This is a genomic window from Streptomyces sp. NPDC001137, from assembly GCF_040298885.1.
Lineage (GTDB): Bacteria > Actinomycetota > Actinomycetes > Streptomycetales > Streptomycetaceae > Streptomyces.
In genome coordinates this window covers 1-16,108 of sequence record NZ_JBEPBA010000028.1, presented here as the reverse complement: position 1 = coordinate 16,108, position 16,108 = coordinate 1, and the positions used below count along the sequence as shown (strand labels likewise).

18 protein-coding genes and 1 pseudogene are annotated in these 16,108 nt (G+C 69.3%); 11 read left to right on the top strand and 8 right to left on the bottom strand.

Going from position 1 to position 16,108, the window contains the following annotated elements; all coding sequences use genetic code 11:
- From ABT254_RS38725 to ABT254_RS38710, 4 genes and pseudogenes are all read right to left on the bottom strand, one after another.
- On the bottom strand, nt 1-1,182 hold a 1,182-nt coding region (locus ABT254_RS38725), incomplete at its 3' end, for a hypothetical protein (RefSeq protein WP_351481254.1).
- Between the two features lie 254 nt (nt 1,183-1,436).
- Nucleotides 1,437-2,054: pseudogene (locus ABT254_RS38720) on the bottom strand (WhiB family transcriptional regulator); the annotation flags it as partial.
- A gap of 170 nt (nt 2,055-2,224) precedes the next feature.
- Entirely contained in the window at nt 2,225-2,941 is a 717-nt protein-coding gene (locus tag ABT254_RS38715) for a zinc finger domain-containing protein (protein ID WP_351481251.1), read from the bottom strand.
- Nucleotides 2,942-2,943: 2 nt separating this feature from the next.
- The gene (locus ABT254_RS38710) at nt 2,944-3,831 is read right to left on the bottom strand and encodes a helix-turn-helix domain-containing protein (protein ID WP_351481248.1); all 888 of its coding nucleotides are present in this window, start codon (nt 3,829-3,831) and stop codon (nt 2,944-2,946) included.
- Between the two features lie 699 nt (nt 3,832-4,530).
- Between ABT254_RS38710 and ABT254_RS38705 the strand changes: the two genes are divergently transcribed.
- Nucleotides 4,531-4,923 carry a helix-turn-helix domain-containing protein gene (locus ABT254_RS38705; protein ID WP_351481245.1) on the top strand — a complete coding sequence of 131 codons (393 nt, stop codon included), beginning with the start codon at nt 4,531-4,533 and terminating at the stop codon, nt 4,921-4,923.
- A gap of 81 nt (nt 4,924-5,004) precedes the next feature.
- Here the strand turns inward: ABT254_RS38705 and ABT254_RS38700 are convergent, their stop codons facing one another.
- Entirely contained in the window at nt 5,005-5,862 is an 858-nt protein-coding gene (locus tag ABT254_RS38700) for an MmyB family transcriptional regulator (RefSeq protein ID WP_351481242.1), read from the bottom strand.
- Between the two features lie 536 nt (nt 5,863-6,398).
- On the opposite strand from ABT254_RS38700, the gene ABT254_RS38695 reads away from it, so the two are divergent.
- From ABT254_RS38695 to ABT254_RS38685, 3 genes are read left to right on the top strand one after another with little or no spacing between them, the layout of a single operon-like run.
- Entirely contained in the window at nt 6,399-6,926 is a 528-nt protein-coding gene (locus ABT254_RS38695) for a secondary metabolite protein (RefSeq protein WP_351481239.1), read from the top strand.
- Nucleotides 6,923-8,107, top strand: coding sequence for an MAB_1171c family putative transporter (locus tag ABT254_RS38690; RefSeq protein ID WP_351481236.1), 1,185 nt, complete (start codon nt 6,923-6,925; stop codon nt 8,105-8,107). Before ABT254_RS38695 ends, ABT254_RS38690 begins: the two co-directional genes overlap by 4 nt.
- A complete protein-coding gene (locus ABT254_RS38685; protein ID WP_351481233.1) occupies nt 8,104-8,703 on the top strand; it encodes a phosphatase PAP2 family protein in 600 nt (199 codons plus the stop codon). Before ABT254_RS38690 ends, ABT254_RS38685 begins: the two co-directional genes overlap by 4 nt.
- On the opposite strand, the gene ABT254_RS38680 is transcribed toward ABT254_RS38685, so the two are convergent.
- From ABT254_RS38680 to ABT254_RS38670, 3 genes are all read right to left on the bottom strand, one after another.
- Nucleotides 8,681-8,857: a hypothetical protein gene (locus tag ABT254_RS38680; RefSeq protein ID WP_351481230.1), complete on the bottom strand. Its 177-nt coding sequence runs from the start codon at nt 8,855-8,857 to the stop codon at nt 8,681-8,683. The two genes, ABT254_RS38685 and ABT254_RS38680, sit on opposite strands and share 23 nt — an antisense overlap.
- An 80-nt stretch (nt 8,858-8,937) precedes the next feature.
- A complete protein-coding gene (locus tag ABT254_RS38675) occupies nt 8,938-9,477 on the bottom strand; it encodes a GNAT family N-acetyltransferase (protein ID WP_502972126.1) in 540 nt (179 codons plus the stop codon).
- Nucleotides 9,462-10,721, bottom strand: a complete 1,260-nt coding sequence (locus ABT254_RS38670; RefSeq protein WP_351481224.1) for an NsdA family TPR-like regulatory protein — start codon at nt 10,719-10,721, stop codon at nt 9,462-9,464. The genes ABT254_RS38675 and ABT254_RS38670 overlap by 16 nt, the downstream gene beginning before the upstream one ends.
- 220 nt (nt 10,722-10,941) lie before the next feature.
- On the opposite strand from ABT254_RS38670, the gene ABT254_RS38665 reads away from it, so the two are divergent.
- From ABT254_RS38665 to ABT254_RS38635, 7 genes are all read left to right on the top strand, one after another.
- Entirely contained in the window at nt 10,942-11,121 is a 180-nt protein-coding gene (locus ABT254_RS38665) for a hypothetical protein (protein WP_351481221.1), read from the top strand.
- Between the two features lie 2 nt (nt 11,122-11,123).
- Nucleotides 11,124-11,564, top strand: coding sequence for an ATP-binding protein (locus tag ABT254_RS38660; protein ID WP_351481218.1), 441 nt, complete (start codon nt 11,124-11,126; stop codon nt 11,562-11,564).
- Between the two features lie 91 nt (nt 11,565-11,655).
- Nucleotides 11,656-11,847 (top strand): hypothetical protein, encoded by a 192-nt coding sequence (locus ABT254_RS38655; RefSeq protein WP_351481215.1) that lies wholly within the window; start codon nt 11,656-11,658, stop codon nt 11,845-11,847.
- 80 nt (nt 11,848-11,927) lie between these two features.
- Nucleotides 11,928-12,113 carry a hypothetical protein gene (locus ABT254_RS38650; RefSeq protein ID WP_351481213.1) on the top strand — a complete coding sequence of 62 codons (186 nt, stop codon included), beginning with the start codon at nt 11,928-11,930 and terminating at the stop codon, nt 12,111-12,113.
- A 394-nt stretch (nt 12,114-12,507) separates the two neighbouring features.
- Nucleotides 12,508-13,437 (top strand): radical SAM/SPASM domain-containing protein, encoded by a 930-nt coding sequence (locus ABT254_RS38645; RefSeq protein ID WP_351481210.1) that lies wholly within the window; start codon nt 12,508-12,510, stop codon nt 13,435-13,437.
- 12 nt (nt 13,438-13,449) lie between these two features.
- On the top strand, nt 13,450-14,583 hold the full coding sequence (locus ABT254_RS38640) for a methyltransferase domain-containing protein (protein WP_351481207.1): 1,134 nt from the start codon (nt 13,450-13,452) through the stop codon (nt 14,581-14,583).
- A gap of 1,113 nt (nt 14,584-15,696) precedes the next feature.
- Entirely contained in the window at nt 15,697-15,912 is a 216-nt protein-coding gene (locus tag ABT254_RS38635) for a helix-turn-helix transcriptional regulator (RefSeq protein ID WP_351481204.1), read from the top strand.
- Nucleotides 15,913-16,108 lie beyond the last annotated feature (196 nt).

The window sequence follows — 16,108 nt, the reverse complement described above, 5'->3', positions numbered from 1 at the left end:
CCGACGCAACTCAGGGCCCTGAGCAGGTACTTCTCGCGTCAGACGCTCGGTCCCTGCTGCTCGGGCGCACCCCTGCGCGGCCTCCGGATCGGCGGGACCGGTCCCCGCGACCGCGCCCGCTTTTGGAGCCTCGGTCTCCGCGTCGGTCCCCGCGTTCTCGCCTTCGGTCCCCGCGCCTGCCGACGCCTTCGAGACCGCAATCTCGGGGACCGGTCCCCTCGGTGTGCTCGGTCCCCGGTCCCCGTCCGAATCGTCGGGACCGTAGGGACCGGCTACGGGGATCGGCGCCTTCGGGACCGACTGCGAGGGGACCGTGGCTGCTGTATCCACCGGGGACCAGGGCGAGGGCAGCGGGACCGTGGCGAGCGCGAGTGCATGCCGGCGGGCGGCGAGCTGGTCGAGCAGCTGCGCGCGCTGGAGGGGGTCGGTGCCGACCGAGGCCCTGCCGACCGCCTTCGACAGGCGCCGCGTGATCCGCCGACCGCGCCAGCTCCGCTGCTGCTCGGGTGTGCGCTCGGCGAGGCGGGAGGCGAGGGCGACCGCACGGGTGGTCGCCCGGTCCCGGGTGATCTGCGCAGCGTCGCGGTCTCGCGCCGCGATGCCGAGGCGGGACAGGACCCGTTCGCGTGCCTCCCGGCCCAGGACGGCGATCAGACCGTGGGAGGCGGCGCCCGGGGTGCGCAGGCGTAGCTCGATGCCCATGGCGAGGTGCCAGAGGATCGCAGCCAGGACCGGGCCCGCGAACGCGCGGACGGTGCCGCCGATGGGGCCGCTCTCGGCGTAGGCGGGGATCACCTGCACACCGGTGATGATCCACACCAGGGTGCCCGGCGCCCCGGGCGCCCCTTGGGCCGTCAGGTTCTGCCGGGCCATCAGCGCGGTCGCGAAGAGCCCCAGTTCCGCAGCGGCGAACATGGACACCCGCTCGGCGGTGCCTGCAATGTCGAGGTAGTCGGCGGCGAAGCTCCAGCTGGTTTCGGCGCTGTAGAGGGTGCAGCCCAGGGCGGCGAGTGCTGCAACCAGCACCGTCGGATTGCCGCGACGTTTCTGTGTACGCCTGGGCCGGCGCCGGATCGCCCAGACGGTCAGGGCCAGGGCGACCACGGCGGCAGCGGTGCCAATGCCGACGAGCAAGGACGGATGCGGGGTGGTACCGAAGGACACCGGGACGAGGTGTGTCATGCAGCCTTTCCAACAGGGGCGTGCGCCAAGGGCGCTTCCGTAAAGGAGAGTTGGACCCAGCTTTCGGGTCGGGCGACGCCAGACCCCGCTGCGCGATCTTCGATGGGCTTGACCGGAGGTGAGGAGTGGCACCGTTTTTGCGATGGCTGATCCGGCGGGGAGGCGGGGCCGCAACTCGCAGGGACCGGCCTGTGCACACCCGGGGCGGGACTGGCGCCCGACGGCGGGGTAGGACCGCTGGGCGTTTCCGGAGTCGCTGAGGGCGGCGCCGCTGGTCGGGCAACCGGCTGCTGCTGTGTGCCCGGTGCGGCGGGCGCGGGGCTGCCTGCTGGCGGGGTGGTCTTCTTCCGCTTCTTCTTGGAGCGCGGCACACCGTAGGTGCGGTCGCGGTCGAAGACCTTGTTGGCGGACTGCCGGAGCAGGTCTCGGGCGTGCTTACGGCTGATCTGCAGGGCTGCGGCCAGCCGGGTGGGCCGCCAGCCGCGTACGTAGGCGTGGTCGATGACGACCTGCCGCTCGGCCTCGGTCAGATGCACGTCGCGTCCCTGGAAGAAGGCCGTCACGCGCCGGTAGTCGAGGCGCTGGGGCAGCGCCTCGTGCAAGGGGCGCCGCTCGTCCTCTGTAAGGCCGCCCCAGATGCCCTCCTTGAGGACGTTCTCCAGGGCGAAGTCGAGGCACTCGCGGCGCACCGGGCACCAGCCGCACAGCTCCTTCGCCTCGGCAATGTCGTCCTGGTCCCGGGGGCCGGGGAAGAACACGGCGTCGGCATCCTCGACGTCCATGCCGTGGCACGCTCCGCGGACGTGCCAGTTGGTATCTGCGATGCCGCGCAGGCCGGTGGCCGGCGCGTCGTGGGTGGTGATGTGGCGCAAGGGGCTCTCCGATGTGCTGCCGCGTCTGCCGGCCGGGGGCGGTGCCCGGCGGATGCGGCGTCGGGCGCCGGCTGCGGCGCGAGGGCGTGCACGGCAGCCGGGGTGGTGGGGGGATGGTGGTGCTGGGGTGGCGGCACGCCGGAGCAGATGCACGCGCCGTTGTGTGCCGGTCAGGACATGGCGGGCTGCTGGGCCTGCTGCTCCGTCGGCTGGATCTGCTGGGCGGCGAGGTCGAGGCGGCCGGGATGCGGGGTGGCGCGCGGCGCGGTGGCCCGCACCCCGTCGTCCGGGCCGATCCGGCGGCGGCGACACGGCTCGCCGGGCTGGGCCTGACACCACTCGCACCGCACGCTCAGGGCGTCGGGCTGGCCTAGGGCGACCGCCAGTTCGCGTGCTGCCCGGGCAGGCCGGTAGGGCGCGAGGGCGGCTCGCGCGGCGGGTGGGATGCAGGAGCCGATCTGCCGCAGCCGCACCTCCAGCCGCGGGTCGACCCCGCCGCGGCCGCTGGTGATCGCCCTGGCCTGCGCGGGCTGCGCGGTGCCAGCGGCGACGGCGCGGCGGGTGCCGACCAGCTCGGCCGTCCACGCGGCCTGGTCGTCCGGATCGGCGGACGGCGTGGGATCGGTGTGCCGGGCGAGACGGTCGCGCCGGTAGGTCTCCCAGGGACGGGCGACGTCCGCGGGCAGGATCTGGTACGGCGAGGTGCGGATGTGCTGGCGGGCGGCGACGCGGGCGTCCCAGCCCTGCGGGGTGGCCATCGGCACGTCGCCGAGCAGCTCGTGCCACTGGGCGAGCTGGTCGCGGGCCTCGCCCTGATCGGTGCGGATGGTGCGGGGGTCGAGTCGGCCGATGTAGGCCAGCAGAGCGGCGATTTCGCGGCGGTCCACGGTCAGCTCTCCGTTCCGGTCGGCTCGTCGAGGGCGGCGAGCAGCGCGGCGGTATGCGCCTCTGCCCGCGTCATGCCGCCCGGTGCGGCGGGGCCGTTGCCGGGCACGGCGTAGAGGTTGGGGCGGCTGGGGGCGTGCTCTCGGGCGATCCAGGAGCGCCAGTCGGCAGCCCAGGCATCCGCCGGCCTCGGCTTGAAGGCGGCCCGGTGGGCACGCCACTTCGCGTCGGCCGCCTGCAGGCCCTGCGCGCCGAGGCGGTCGAGGTGCCCCTGCTGGCGGGCCCAGGCGTGGGTGACTGGGTCGACCTGCCACTCGGCAGCCGAGAGGACGGCGACACCACCACTGCTGTACCTACGGTTCAAATCCGGTTCACTACGGTTCTGTGTGCCGGTTTCCGGTACATCCCTGTGCCGGTTTCCGGTACGTCGAGGTGCCGGTTTCCGTCGGGACCTGCCGGATTCCGGTACTGCCGGTTTCCGGACCCTCGCGGGGGATTCCGGCACCTCACGGGGGCGGATTCCGCACCGCCGCAGGGCCGAGACCCGCAGCGCTGGGACGGCCTGGGGGCCCTGCGCCGGCGCCTGGTCGACTTCCTCGTCCTCCGCGGTCGTTGCCACGGCCTTGGCGGCAAGGGGGAGGCGATAGACGGTGCTGCGGTGCGGGCCGGTGAGGTCGTCGAGTTGCTCCAGTTCACCGGCGTGGACTAGGCGGTCGATCGCCTCGCGCACTGTGGAGACGGAGGCGCGCGTGCGCTTGGCCAGGCTCGACAGCGAGGCCCAGGAGACGCACTGTTCGTCGGCCACCCGGTCGGCGATCGACAGCAGGACCAGACGCGCTGTCCCTCGGCTGGAGCTGTGCTCCCACACCCACTCGCGGGCTTCGCTGCTCATCGGCTGCTCCCGATGAGCAGGCCGGTCCGGTGGCCAGCCGGCGCCGGGATGGCGTGTTCTGGCTCGGGGCGCTGAGGCGTCGAGGCGGAGGTGGCTGCCGCGCAGGCCAGGCGGAAGGGCCTTTTGCGCAGGGCAGGAGGCATGCGATACTCCCGGTTGCGGTGTTGCCACGCTGACGCGCCCCTTGGAAGGACTCAGCGTGGTGATGGTGGGCAATCTCCGCCCTTGCCGGGGCGGGTACGCCATTTAGCGTTCGGCGTCCGTGAGTTACCGCTCTCGGGCGCCGTCGCTGTAGTACGGGACCTTCTCGGTCCGGTCCGTGCTTACTGGCTCCTCACGTCCGTCGGCGCGGGCGGGCTGCCCGGGGACGACGAACATACGCACGGACCCGTGTCAAGATCCAGAGTTGGTTCTTAAACTCTGTAGAAGTCGCGGCACGGCCCCGCCTCTCCCTGGCTTCGGTGGTCGAGGCACCGTCAGCCGTACGGCCAACCACCCCGAACCAACACTTCAGTGTCTGCTGGTGCGCCAAAGCTACGCCATAGTGTCGACTGCATGTCAACACCGTGGTGTCGACCCGGGGCGCGTGGAGGGGGTACGCTCGGCACCGTAGTGTTCTGCGCCTGACTCCGGAGAGGTGGAGCCGCAATGTCGAGAAGCGCCGACGAGGCAAGTCCGCCTCCGGTGGACAGGGGAGTGGTGGCCGACCGGCTCAGCGCGCTGATGGCTATGAAGAATCCCCGGACCGGCAAGCCGTACACCGTTGCCGATGTGGCGCGGGACGCCGGTCTCTCGGCCAGCGCCGTCACTCAGATCAAGACGGGGGCGAAGCCCAATCCGACGTTGAAGACCGTCGAAGCCCTCGCTGGGTACTTCGGCGTGCAGACGGACTACTTCACCAAGCAGATGGACGAAGAACGCGTCCGGAAGGTCATCGCGGCCCTGGAAATGCTTGATGCGGCCGAAAATGCCGGGGTGCAGGCGTTGTTCGCCCGCGCGAGTGGCCTGTCGGACCGGAGTCTGGAGATGGTCAAGGCGGTCATCGAGACCGCCCGCAAGGCCGACGGTCTGGATGGTCCCGGCGAGCGGTAGAGGGAATGCCGGCCGGTCGCCGCGAATCGCTTCGGCGGGCCAGGCCGCGGCGCCGCCCCAGGAAGCAGCGGATCGGCAGCCTCAACCGCTAGGTTTCCGGCATTTCGGCCCCGTGGCCGAGGGTACGAAGATCACCAGCCGGGTGAACTGCGCGTCGTCGACTCGCATCGCGAGCAAGGTCACTTCAAATTCCGCAGACCCCTGACGGGGTAGATAGAGCCTTCGGGGCGAGGCGGCACTGGCATGTGGCAGAGCTGGCAGGTCGGGTGAATCCCACAGGTCGCGCGTCCTCGGGTCTGAGCGCACGGTCTCCACCAGGGCCTGCAGCCCGAGGTCGTCCGGCCAGAGTTCGGCGTGATAGCGCAACTGCGCGATCATTGGAGTCGCCCAGTCGCGTTCCCAGTTGATCAACTGGATGCGGGCCTCGGGATAGGTCAGCACCCATTTCATCGCGTTGGTTCCGTGGAGCATCCAGGGGTAATCGCGCAGTGCGGCGGCGTTGTAGTGAAGTACGTCCCATCGGCGGTTGGATGCATAGGCTGGCCAGTCCTGGGCGTCGATGACCCGGCGCACGGACAAGGAAACCGGCTGTCTGCTGGGGTCGGACGAGGCCGGGGCGGTACGGGGGGCCGGGCGTCCATATGCCAGCTGCCATACCGCCTCCCATTCGTCCTCGGTCAGTTCCAGGACGCGGCGGACCGCCTCCAGGAAGTCCTTCGAGTAGGTCCTCGGCTTGCCCAGTTCAAGGCTTCGGTACCACTTGGTCGAGACGCCGACCAGGTGGGCGACATGGGCCTGGGTCAGCCCGCGGCCCCCGCTGCAGTCGAAGGCTGCGGAAAGGCCCGGTACATCGCGCGGATCAATGCGTTCTCGGGCCCGGCGTAAAACACGCGTAATCGTCTGGTGTGCAGCAGGCCGGTTGGCGGCGCCATCGAACATGATCAACTAATCTGAGATTCGGGCCACAAGTTTTCCTCTGCGGGCCTGAGATGCTGCCCGACTTGTACAGGTTAGCAGCGTGCAGCTTGTGGCGATTGTGGGCGATTAGCCCGGCGTGGCGTGTCCCGCGTAACCAATATAAACAGAATTGTACGCCGTAAGGGGAACTGGTAGTTCCCCTGGGAGGAATTTCCCCGTGGCTGCCGCCCCGGTTGCCGCATAAGATCGCTGGTCAGTGATAGTCAGCTCGTTGTCGCGGTGGTCGAGAGAGTGAGGGCACAGGCGTGCCTCGCTCCTTCAATTTCCGTCCTGTGGCGTTGAATTGGCGAAAATGCTGCAGTCGAAAGCGTGCGTTCCGCAGTGGCACGTGTGCCTTTCCGTGCCGGCCGCAGTTTTTCCGAGTGTCTGTCGGCACGCGGTGGCGGTGGAGTGACGGACTGAGGCGCCAGCGTGCGGACGATCGCGAAGAACCCAGTGCAATAAGGACCTCCATGTTTGTTCGGCGCAGGCGCGAGACCAGCGCGCCCGTGAGTGAGATGGACGAGCGTGAAGCGCGGCTTCGGCGGACGTGCGAGACGACGCTGGACGGGCTTCATCTTCAGAGGCCCTTCACCATCGAGTCGTTTTGCGAGGCCCTCTCCGCCAAGCGGGGCAGGCGCATCGTGCTGCTGGAGCTGCCGGACACCGGTGATCCGAATCCCCTGTGCGGCCTGTGGCTCGCTTACCAGTACGAGGACCACATCTGGCACGTGAAGGCCACCAGCCAGCGTCATCGCAATCAGGTCGTCCTGCACGAGGTCGCGCACATGCTCCTGGACCACCAGAGCGACGCCGGCAGCTCGCGCCTGCTGGATGCGCTCCCGACGGAAGTCTCGCCCGAACGGGTCCGCAGGCTCTTCGGCCGGACGGACTACTCCGCCGAGCAGGAACACGATGCCGAGCTCGCCGGTTCGATTCTCGACGAGATCATCGACAGCCTGCCGACAGCACGCTCCACCTCGCGAGAGGGTCTGTTCACCAGGGTGGACGAGGCGATGGCTCACCCATGGCGGCACCGGGGATGAGCCACCAGATACTCATCGCCGCCCTGCTGTGGGCGGTGGCACTGTGGAGAGCACCGGCCCTGCACCATTCACCCAAGCAGAGGTCCCTGGAGATCTGCTTCCTCAGCCTTGCCGCGGCGATGACCTTCGAGGTACCTGCCGTCTCCTGGCGGATCGATGCACTCACAGGCATCATCAGCATCACCTACCTCGCCAAGCACATCCTCGGAGTCGTCTCCGCAGCCGCCCTCCTCGACTTCATCACCGTGGTGGTCCGGCCGGAAGGCTGGCACCAACGGGCTCGGCGCATCATCGCGGCCACCTGCATCCTGCTGATGTGCCTAACGTTCGCGCTGGCACCTGCACAGAGCCGGGAACCCGATGACATCCTCATCGCCCACCGCCCGTCGCCCTGGACGCTTCTCCACGTCGGCATCTTCATCCTGTACATCGGCGTGGCCATGGTCTTCACGACCATCCTCTTCGCCACCGCAGCCCGGAACTCCCAAGACCGGTGGGTGCGCGCCGGCCACGCACTGCTGGCCCTGGGCGGAGCACTCGGCTTCCTCTACACACTCCAGCGACTGCTCCAGCACGTCCGCGCCGCGGTCGGCACCGTTACGGTGGCAGACATCCAGCAGGCCGATGCCCTAGCAACCGACCTCAAGATCGCCTCCATCATGGCCATCGTCCTCGGGAGTTCCCTCTCGCCCGTCTCGGTCGCAGCAACTGAGTGGCGAGAGCGGCGAGCATTGCGGCACCTCGAACCGCTGTGGCTTGGGCTCACTCAGGCGGTGCCCTCGGTCAGACTCGACCACGCCATCCCCCACAGGCGCACCCGGCTGCGGCTGCACCGGCGGCTGGTAGAGATCAGCGACGCCACTCTCGTCCTGCGCACCTACCTCCCCGCCGAGGTGCAGCGACGGGCATACGAGATGGCGGAGCAGGCGGGATACCCCCCGGCGGCACGCCCGGCAGTCGCAGAAGCCGCCTGGCTGAAGACGGCCACCCTCATCGTCCCCGGGCACAGACCCCGCAAGGGAGATCACCCGCAGCCCGGCGGTGACGGACTGAGCCCGTCCGAGGAACTCCGCTGGGTGCGCCAGGTCAGCGCCGCCTACGAACGATCCCCCGCCGTCTCGGCCTTCGCCACGGCCGAAGCGGCGACGATGAGACACGAGAACCGGAAGCAGACCGCATGAGCTCCACCCAGATCCCGAACCCCAGCATCCGGCGCACCGCTCACCTGATCAGCGAACAGCTCCACCCCAAGACGTGGATCGTCGTGGTCTGCCTCATGATCGGCTGGCACGCCGATCGGCTGCAAGGCGTCGTGTGGAGCCTCGTCGGAGTGCTCTTCGCAGCGGTTATCCCGATCCTCTTCATCGACCACGGCATCAAGCGGGGACAGTGGGGCGACCGCAATGTCGGTGCCCGCAAGGCGCGACTGCTGGTGATGGCGGTCATTCTGCTCTCCGTCCTGGCCTGCCTGACCCTCATGACGGCCCTTAACGCTCCTCGTGTGCTCAGCGCGCTGGTTGCCAGCATGCTGGTCACACTCGGGGCACTGGCCCTCGTCACGCTGGCTTGGAAGATCTCGGTCCACCAGGCCGTCTCGGCGGGTGCCGTCATCATGCTCGCCCAGACCTACGGCCCTTGGGCACTCCTGGGCTACGTCCTGGTCGCCGTCGTCGGCTGGTCTCGGATCGAACTCCGCGACCACACACCAACCCAGGTCATTGCCGGAACCCTGCTCGGCACCGCAGTCGCGGCTGTCACCTTCGCGGCACTCCGTTGATAACGGGCAGGTACTCGCCTCGGTCGTTGTAGATCAGGGCGGAGGCGTTGGCGCCCTTCGGTTCGACGGCGTGCGTGAGCTTGAGCAGCTTCTCGCCCAGGGAGGGTGAGGTCACCCTGTCTACGGGCCGCCACTCGATGCCGTCGACTGCCACTTACTGCAGCAGCCTGACCTCGGGTACGCCGACGGCCCGTCCTCCGCGGGGAGAGAGGGCGGGCCGTAGTCGTGACGGGGTTAGGCCGCAGGCTTGAGTTCCTTGAGCATCACGGCGTACAGGGGGGAATCCGGGAACGGCTGACGCTCACCGACCTTCCGGTACCCCCAACCCTCGTACAGCGCTTGGAGACGCGGGCGCTTAGTGTCGACGGTGAGTACGGCCAGTGCTTCCGGCCGTTCACCGAGCAACGCGGTGTGCAGCCTCTCCCCAAGCCCCTGCTTGCGCCACTTCGGGCGCACCATCAACTCCGAGACGGAAAAGGTGGACGGGTCTGCCGGCGCATCGGCCAGGTACTCGCGCCACCATTCGCGGCCCGGCTCTCCCGGCGACCCGTAGGTGAACCCGACCGGCTCATCCCCCTCGTAGGCGATCACGCACGCGAAGCCTTCCCGGCCGCCCCAGTGGTCCACGAACCAGGGGAAGCGCTGCACGAACTCCTCATGGCGCCGGTCGGCGTAGGCGTCGGCGTGAACGTCGAGCAGGGTTTGCCGGATGTCGGGAAGGTCGTCGTGTCCGTAGCGGCGAAGCTGGACTGCCGTGCTCAACGGGCGCTCCATTCGGATCGGTATCGGTCGGCCCACTCCCGCGCCACCTGAGCGGATGGCGCGTGGGTGAGGAGATCACGATAAAAATCGCCGAGCAAGACCCGCAGGCGTCCGGGCATCGGGCTGCCGGACATCAGGTTGAACACGCCTTCGGTGGACGCGCATGCCTGATCGGCGTCGCCCTGGTGGAGCTGGGCGAGGGCGAGATGGACCGTGGCCATCGCCCGGTTGCGCCGGTACTGCTTCGGCAGGGCGGCAAGAGCCCGGTACGACGCGGCTTCGGCGTCGGCCGGTTGTCCCAGGTACTCGCGGACAATCGCGGCCAGGGCGTGAAGTTCCGCGGGACCGTAGAAGGCCACCCAGCCCGGACGCGGCTGCTGCTGGACCTTACCCAAGGCTTCCTCTGCGTATCCGAGAGAGCGGACAGCGGCTTGCCCGTCGCCGCGAGTGGCATGGCTGACGGCGGCGCGGGCGTGCGCGAGGGAGCCGAACAGCGGATCGTGGCGGGTGATCGCGGTGGACTGTGCGGCCTGAGCGGCGGCGATGCCCTCGCCGAGGTCGCCGCGCTGGTGGCCGAGGATGGCGGTGGAGTTCCACACCCGCATCTGGGCCACGGGGTCCTGTGCCATCCCGGCGAGCCGGAGCGCTTCGTTCAGGTGGATCTGTGCACGGTCGAGCTGGCGGGCGTCGATGCAGGACCAGGCGGCCATGGCGGTGTAGTCGGCGGCGACGCTGAACAGACGTTGTCTGATGCGCTGCGTCGCGGCCTTTCCCTGAAGCGCGACCGCTTCGGCCGCGCCGGCGAGAGCGTCACGTTCGAGACCGCCGTGTCCGCCACGATTCTGGTCAAGGGCGGTCAGCCCGTCCATGCCCTTGCGGAGCCGGATAACGTCCGACGTGCCGACTCTGGATGGGCGAGCCGACACGACAGGTACGGCGACGGCGGCGAAAGTACCTCCGGCGCCAGTCAGGAAGCGTCGGCGGATCACGTCGGGGTCCTCCTGCGGCGGTGCTGGCGACCCTGGCGGATAGAACCCCAGGGCCTCGACGGTGCACCGGAATACTGCCTCCAAGGCCATGCGCTTGGCGCGGTGGGGCCAGGTGGATTTTCCGGTCAGCCATGTGCGTACGGTGCGGTCCCCAACGCTGTCCCGCTCGCCTGCGGCCAGCAGCTCAGCGTTGACAGCCTTGGCTAACTCGGCCTGCTGAAAGCCTCGTTCGTCCATGGCGATCTTGAGGCGGAAATTTCCGGTCACCAACTCACCGTAGCCCTGAGCTCATTGCCGGTGAACTCGACCGACCGGAAATTTCCGGTTGGCTGCGACCACCAACCCCCTTGTTTTTCCTCCCCTTTACATCCCTGGATCAGTTGCACTGGCTGAGCGCCGCAAGCGCCTGCAACCGGCGGCGCTCTGGGCGGCTGCCCCGCATCCCCCGTCGGGGCAGCCGCCACCAGGACTACAGGCGGGGATCGTGATGACGAACAAGCACCAGGAGCACCCCAGCACCACCAGGACGACGACGGCCGCGCCGGTCGTCGCACGGTCCCGGCCGATAAGCGCACACGCCCGCGCCTACGCCGCCAACCAGGGCGACCCGGTGGAGTGGTCCTCCGAGAAATGGCGCATCTACCTCGGCCTCGGCGGCGCGGCGTGACGATGGCAGCCACCGAACGCCCGGCCGGAAGCGGCCACCCCCGCTACGCCGAAACCCACCCCCGCAGGGTGGAGACCGCCGCCATCGGTCGCCGCCTGGTCCGTGCGGCCCTCACCGCCTGGAACCTGGACCACCTCACCGAACGCGGGGAACTGGTGATGACCGAACTCGTCGCGAACGCAGTCCGGCACACCTCATGCCCCACGGTGCGGCTGATCGTCTCGCGCCCGGCCGACGACCGGATCCGTATCGCCGTCGTCGACCGGGCCCCCGCCCGCCTGCCCGTGGTCCGCGAGGCCGGATCCGACGACACCTGCGGCCGCGGTCTCCTCCTGGTCGACACCTACGCCGACCGCTGGGGCTACGACCGCATGGGCACCAGACCGGGCGCCCCCTGGGGCAAAGCGGTCTGGGCGGAACTCCAAGCCAAGGATCCCGGGTGAGCAGCCGTCACCAGACCCCGGCGGGTCCGGGATGCCTTCCCCGGGCCCACCGGAACCAACGCCCCCCAAGCCTGCGCGAGGACACCATCCGATGTACCCCACCCAAGCCCAGCCGCTCGACGGTTTAGACGAGGCCCTGGAGGAGGCCGCCCGGCGTCAGCGCACGCGTCGGCGTCGCACCCGGATCGGGTGGCGGCAGGTCGCCGTGCAACTGCTCTTCGTGCTCGCCGTGGCTGTGTTCGTCCTGGTGCTGCTGCTCGCCGTCCCCAGGGCGGCCCCGTGATCTCCGGCGGCCGGGCCGTGCGTGACGGTCCCGCCCGGCCGCCGGTCCACTACCCCCACATCGATCAGGAAGGCAGCTTCGTGGATTCGCATTGGACCTCTGGTGAGTGCTGGCTCGGGTGCGAGCGCACCGGTTTGCCCATCTGGCTCGGTCCGGTGCAGTGGGACGGGCAGCACGCGCCCTTCCTGGCGTGCGCCGACTGCCTCGCCCGGCTCCAGGCCCAGGCCCTCGCCTACTTCATGCAGCGTCAGCCCGTCATCGCCTGACCTCTGTAGACCCGCCGGCGGGGTGCCACCCCGTCCCTGCCGCCGGTCACCAACTCCGCCCCGGGCCGCGGGCTCCCTCCCACGCCCGCCCGCCGGTCCGGGGCGGCTGAAAGCTCCCGCCGCTCACCCCCGAGAGGAGCGGGAGGGCTCGCACGTAAACGGCAAGGCGTGCGGGTCCGGGGCTCTGGCGCCGGTCATCCGTCAGGGCCCCACACGGCCGCCCGCCCCACCTTCTCCCCAGGGGCGGGCGGCCCACAGGTCGGCCATACGGAGCCGGCCGCAACTGGCCCGCCGCTACTGGCCGGCCAAACGAAGCCCCCGGCCGGGGCAGCCTCGTTGCTCCACCCCGCCCCGGCCGGGCACCGTGTCACTACGAACCCGAAGGGCAACAGCTGTGACGATCGCTCCGGAGGCACCCGCAACACGCACAACTCCCGCTGTACCGACATTCCTTGAGCTGGAGATCACCCAGAAGTGCCAGTTCACCTGTCCGTCCCTGTGCTACGCGAAGGCCGGACCCACCAAGGGGCACGGCACCATGACCGGCGACGACTGGCGGCAGGTGATCAGCGACGCCGCCGCGCTCGGCGTCGAAAGGGTCCAGTTCATCGGCGGGGAGGCCACCCAGCACCCCCACTTCGCCGAACTCCTCCAGCACGCCCTTGCCGTGGGGCTCGGCGTCCAGGTCTACAGCAACCTCTACCGGGTGCCGCTGCGGCTGTGGGACCTGTTCGAGCACCCGCGCGTGAGCCTGGCGACCTCGTACTACAGCGACGAGGCGGCCGACCACGAGCGGGTGACGGGCCGCACGGGCTCACACGCCGCGACCCGCGCGAACATCATCGAGGCCCTGCGGCGGGGGATCCACGTACAGGTGGGCATCGTCGCCGTGCACGAGGGACAGCGCGTCGACCAGGCGCGCGCCGACCTCGAATCGCTCGGCGTGCGCGTCATCAACACCGACCGGGTCCGCGGTGTCGGCAACGCCGCGAAGGCGCTGATCCCTTCCGTGTCGGAGCTGTGCGGAAACTGCACCCGCGGCCGGGCCGCGATCATGCCGGACGGCCAGGTCACCCCGTGCGTGCTCGGCCGGTTCCTCCCGGCGGGCAACGCGCGTGTTGAAGGCTTGGCGGCCGTGTTCGCCGGCGAACGGTGGGCGCAGGCCGCGGCGATGATCCCGCCCCGCACCCGGCGCGGCTGCACTCCTGACGAGGATTCCTGTATGCCATCGCCTGGAGCCAACCCGGCCGGGGCGTGCACCCCGGCCGACTCCAACGACTGCGACCCGGCCAACACCGAGGCCTGCGACCCCGCGTACGACTAGGAGACTGACCCCATGGACTGGGAGACGCACGCGCGGCGCCTGGCGGCCGATACGGTCCGCCCGGAGTCGCGCTGGTACGAACCCCTCGCCACCACACCCCGGCACCTGCTCGTGCCGCGCTGGTGGGACAACGAGGGCGGCCGGTGGGCGCTACGGGTCGGCGAGAGCGACCCCGAAGCGTGGGCGCGTGCCGCGTACGCGGACCGCACCCTTGTGACCCGGGTGGGGCCACTGCACGCCGACCGCGCCGAGCCCGAAACCGTGACCGAGGGACGCCCCACCTCGTCCAGCACCTTGCCGGGCCTGGTCGTCACGATGTACCGGCACGCGATGATCGCCGACGACTCGCGCGTCCTGGTGACGACCGGCACCGGCTACGGGACCGCGCTCGCCTGCCGGCGCCTCGGTGCCGAGCTGGTGACCAGCGTGGACGTAGACGCGCACCTGGTGATGACGGCCCGTCAGCGGCTGGAAGCACTCGAGCTGCGTCCGCACATGGCCGTCTGCGACATCACCGGCCCGCTCCCTGGCGAGTACGACCGGATCGTATCCACCGTGTCCGTGCGGCCCGTCCCGGCCTCCTGGCTGGCCGCCCTGCGGCCGGGCGGCCGCCTGGTCACCACGATCGCCGGAACCGGGCTCATCGTCACCGCGGACAAGACCGGCGACGGCGGCGCGGTAGGCCGCGTCGAGTACGACGGAGCAGGTTTCATGAGCACCCGCCACGGCGACGACTACCCGTCCCAGCCCACGGACGACCTGTGGGAGAAGATCCAGGGCGCGGACGGCGACGAGGTAACGGCCAGCCGGTACCCGCTGCTGTATCCGCCGGACGCGTGGGACGTGTGGTCGACGCTCGAACTCTCCACACCGGGGATCGACTACCGCAAGGCGGAGGAAGGCGATACGCGGACAGTGTGGATGCTGCACGCTGACGGCTCCTGGGCCCGCGCCGAGACGTCGGGGTTCCTCGACGGCCCGACCGTTCACCAGGGCGGCCCCCGCCGCCTGTGGAGCGAACTGGAACGGGTCCGCAACCGGCTCAACCGTGAGGGGACCCTACCCGTTTACGGGGCCCGAGTCCGGATCGCACCGGACGGCACCCTCACCCTCTCGCGCGGCTCCTGGTCCGCCACCATCGACTGACCGCCCGCACCGCACGGCGCCCGCTCCTTCCGAGGGCGGGCGCCGTCCCGTGTGCTCAGCGGGCGCCGCGGTCCCGGCGCTCCCCGGCGCTTTGAGGGCGGTACAGGCCGCCCTCTGGCCGATGGTCCTGGTCGGGCTTGTTCCACTGTTGGTTGGCTGGTCGTGGCCGTGGGTGCGCGCCCACTCGTCGAACGGTACTCATCGCCGCGGCGGTTGCTCGGTCACGTCTGCTCCGTCTCGTCCTGGTCCTGGTCGCTGTTGTCGTGCTCGCAGTGGCCCTCGCACTTCCTAGTGCATCGTGTGCGTGAGTCTGTAGGGCTGCCGTCGGCGTGCTCTTGGTGGTGGCTGCCGGGGGTGGGGCACGGGTGCTGCCACCCCGCGCTGGGTTAGAGCGGCGGTTTACTGCCGCCAGTTGCGGCGAGGCTGGAGGACTCAGCAGATGACACGTACTCGCGGGCAGCACATCGCTGGACACCCACGCGCATAGGCCGGCCGCGCCCACACAGCATGCTCGCGGCGGGGGCGCTTCCGGAATAGATGGTGCACACGTCGGCTTCGCTGCGCACGTAGCGGACTCCACAGCCGCACAGGTCCCAGCCGGAACAAGGGCCGCACCAGTCGCGTCCGACCAGAGCCGGGCTGAAGCAAATGAAGGCGTTGGCCATGCAACTGCCACTCCAGCTCGGTGTATCACGACCTTACCCAGCCGCCTCCCGTACTCGTCTGCCTCTCCGGCGCGTCGTATGCGGGGCCCAGCACCTCAGGCGACGGCCCGAGCTGGCACGATCCCTGCATGACTGAGGGTGGGGAATCCATACCGGAAGCATCGACCTCATGGCCCGCCGCCTCACCGGTGAGGTTCGCCCTGAACAGGCGCTTCGTGGCAGCCAAGGCGTTGGGACGGACGGCTCTCTACTTCGCCTGATAGGGCTGCTCGGCGTCTGCAAGACCTACCACCGTGATCGCCAGTCAAGGACAGGCCCTGGCGGGGACGCAACATAGCCGACGATCGCCGGTTAGCCAAACCGGCGATCCTGCGGACTATTGATGCGGGTTCTGGAGAACAGCCCTTAAAGCGAGCTTATAGGAGTTCTCCGGGTGTGCTGGACAGTTATGTATGCCAACTCGGGAGAAAGTGTGACGGTGCGCTTCATGGATGTCAGGGAAACGGCTGAGTATTTGAACGTGTCCATCTCATGGCTCTATAAGAATTCCGTGCGTTCCGGACTGGCAACCTACAGGTTCGGAACAGGCCCGAATGCGAAGATCCGATTCAAGGTGTCAGAAGTTGAAGCCTGGGTAAAGCAGCAGCGAGTGATGGGCGGATAAATCTCGCGAGGTCTCGCGGCCGGGAGACCAGCGGTAAGCGCCTATCTCGTTCTGTTACAGGGGTAATTTTGCAGAATCGTTCGTTGGTTCGTGGGATGGGTTCGTTTTTCAAGGAGTGTGAGCATCCGCGGTCGCGGTGGTCGAAGTGTCCTCACCCTTACAAGATCCGCTACCGGTCGGCGGCGGGAAAGCAGGT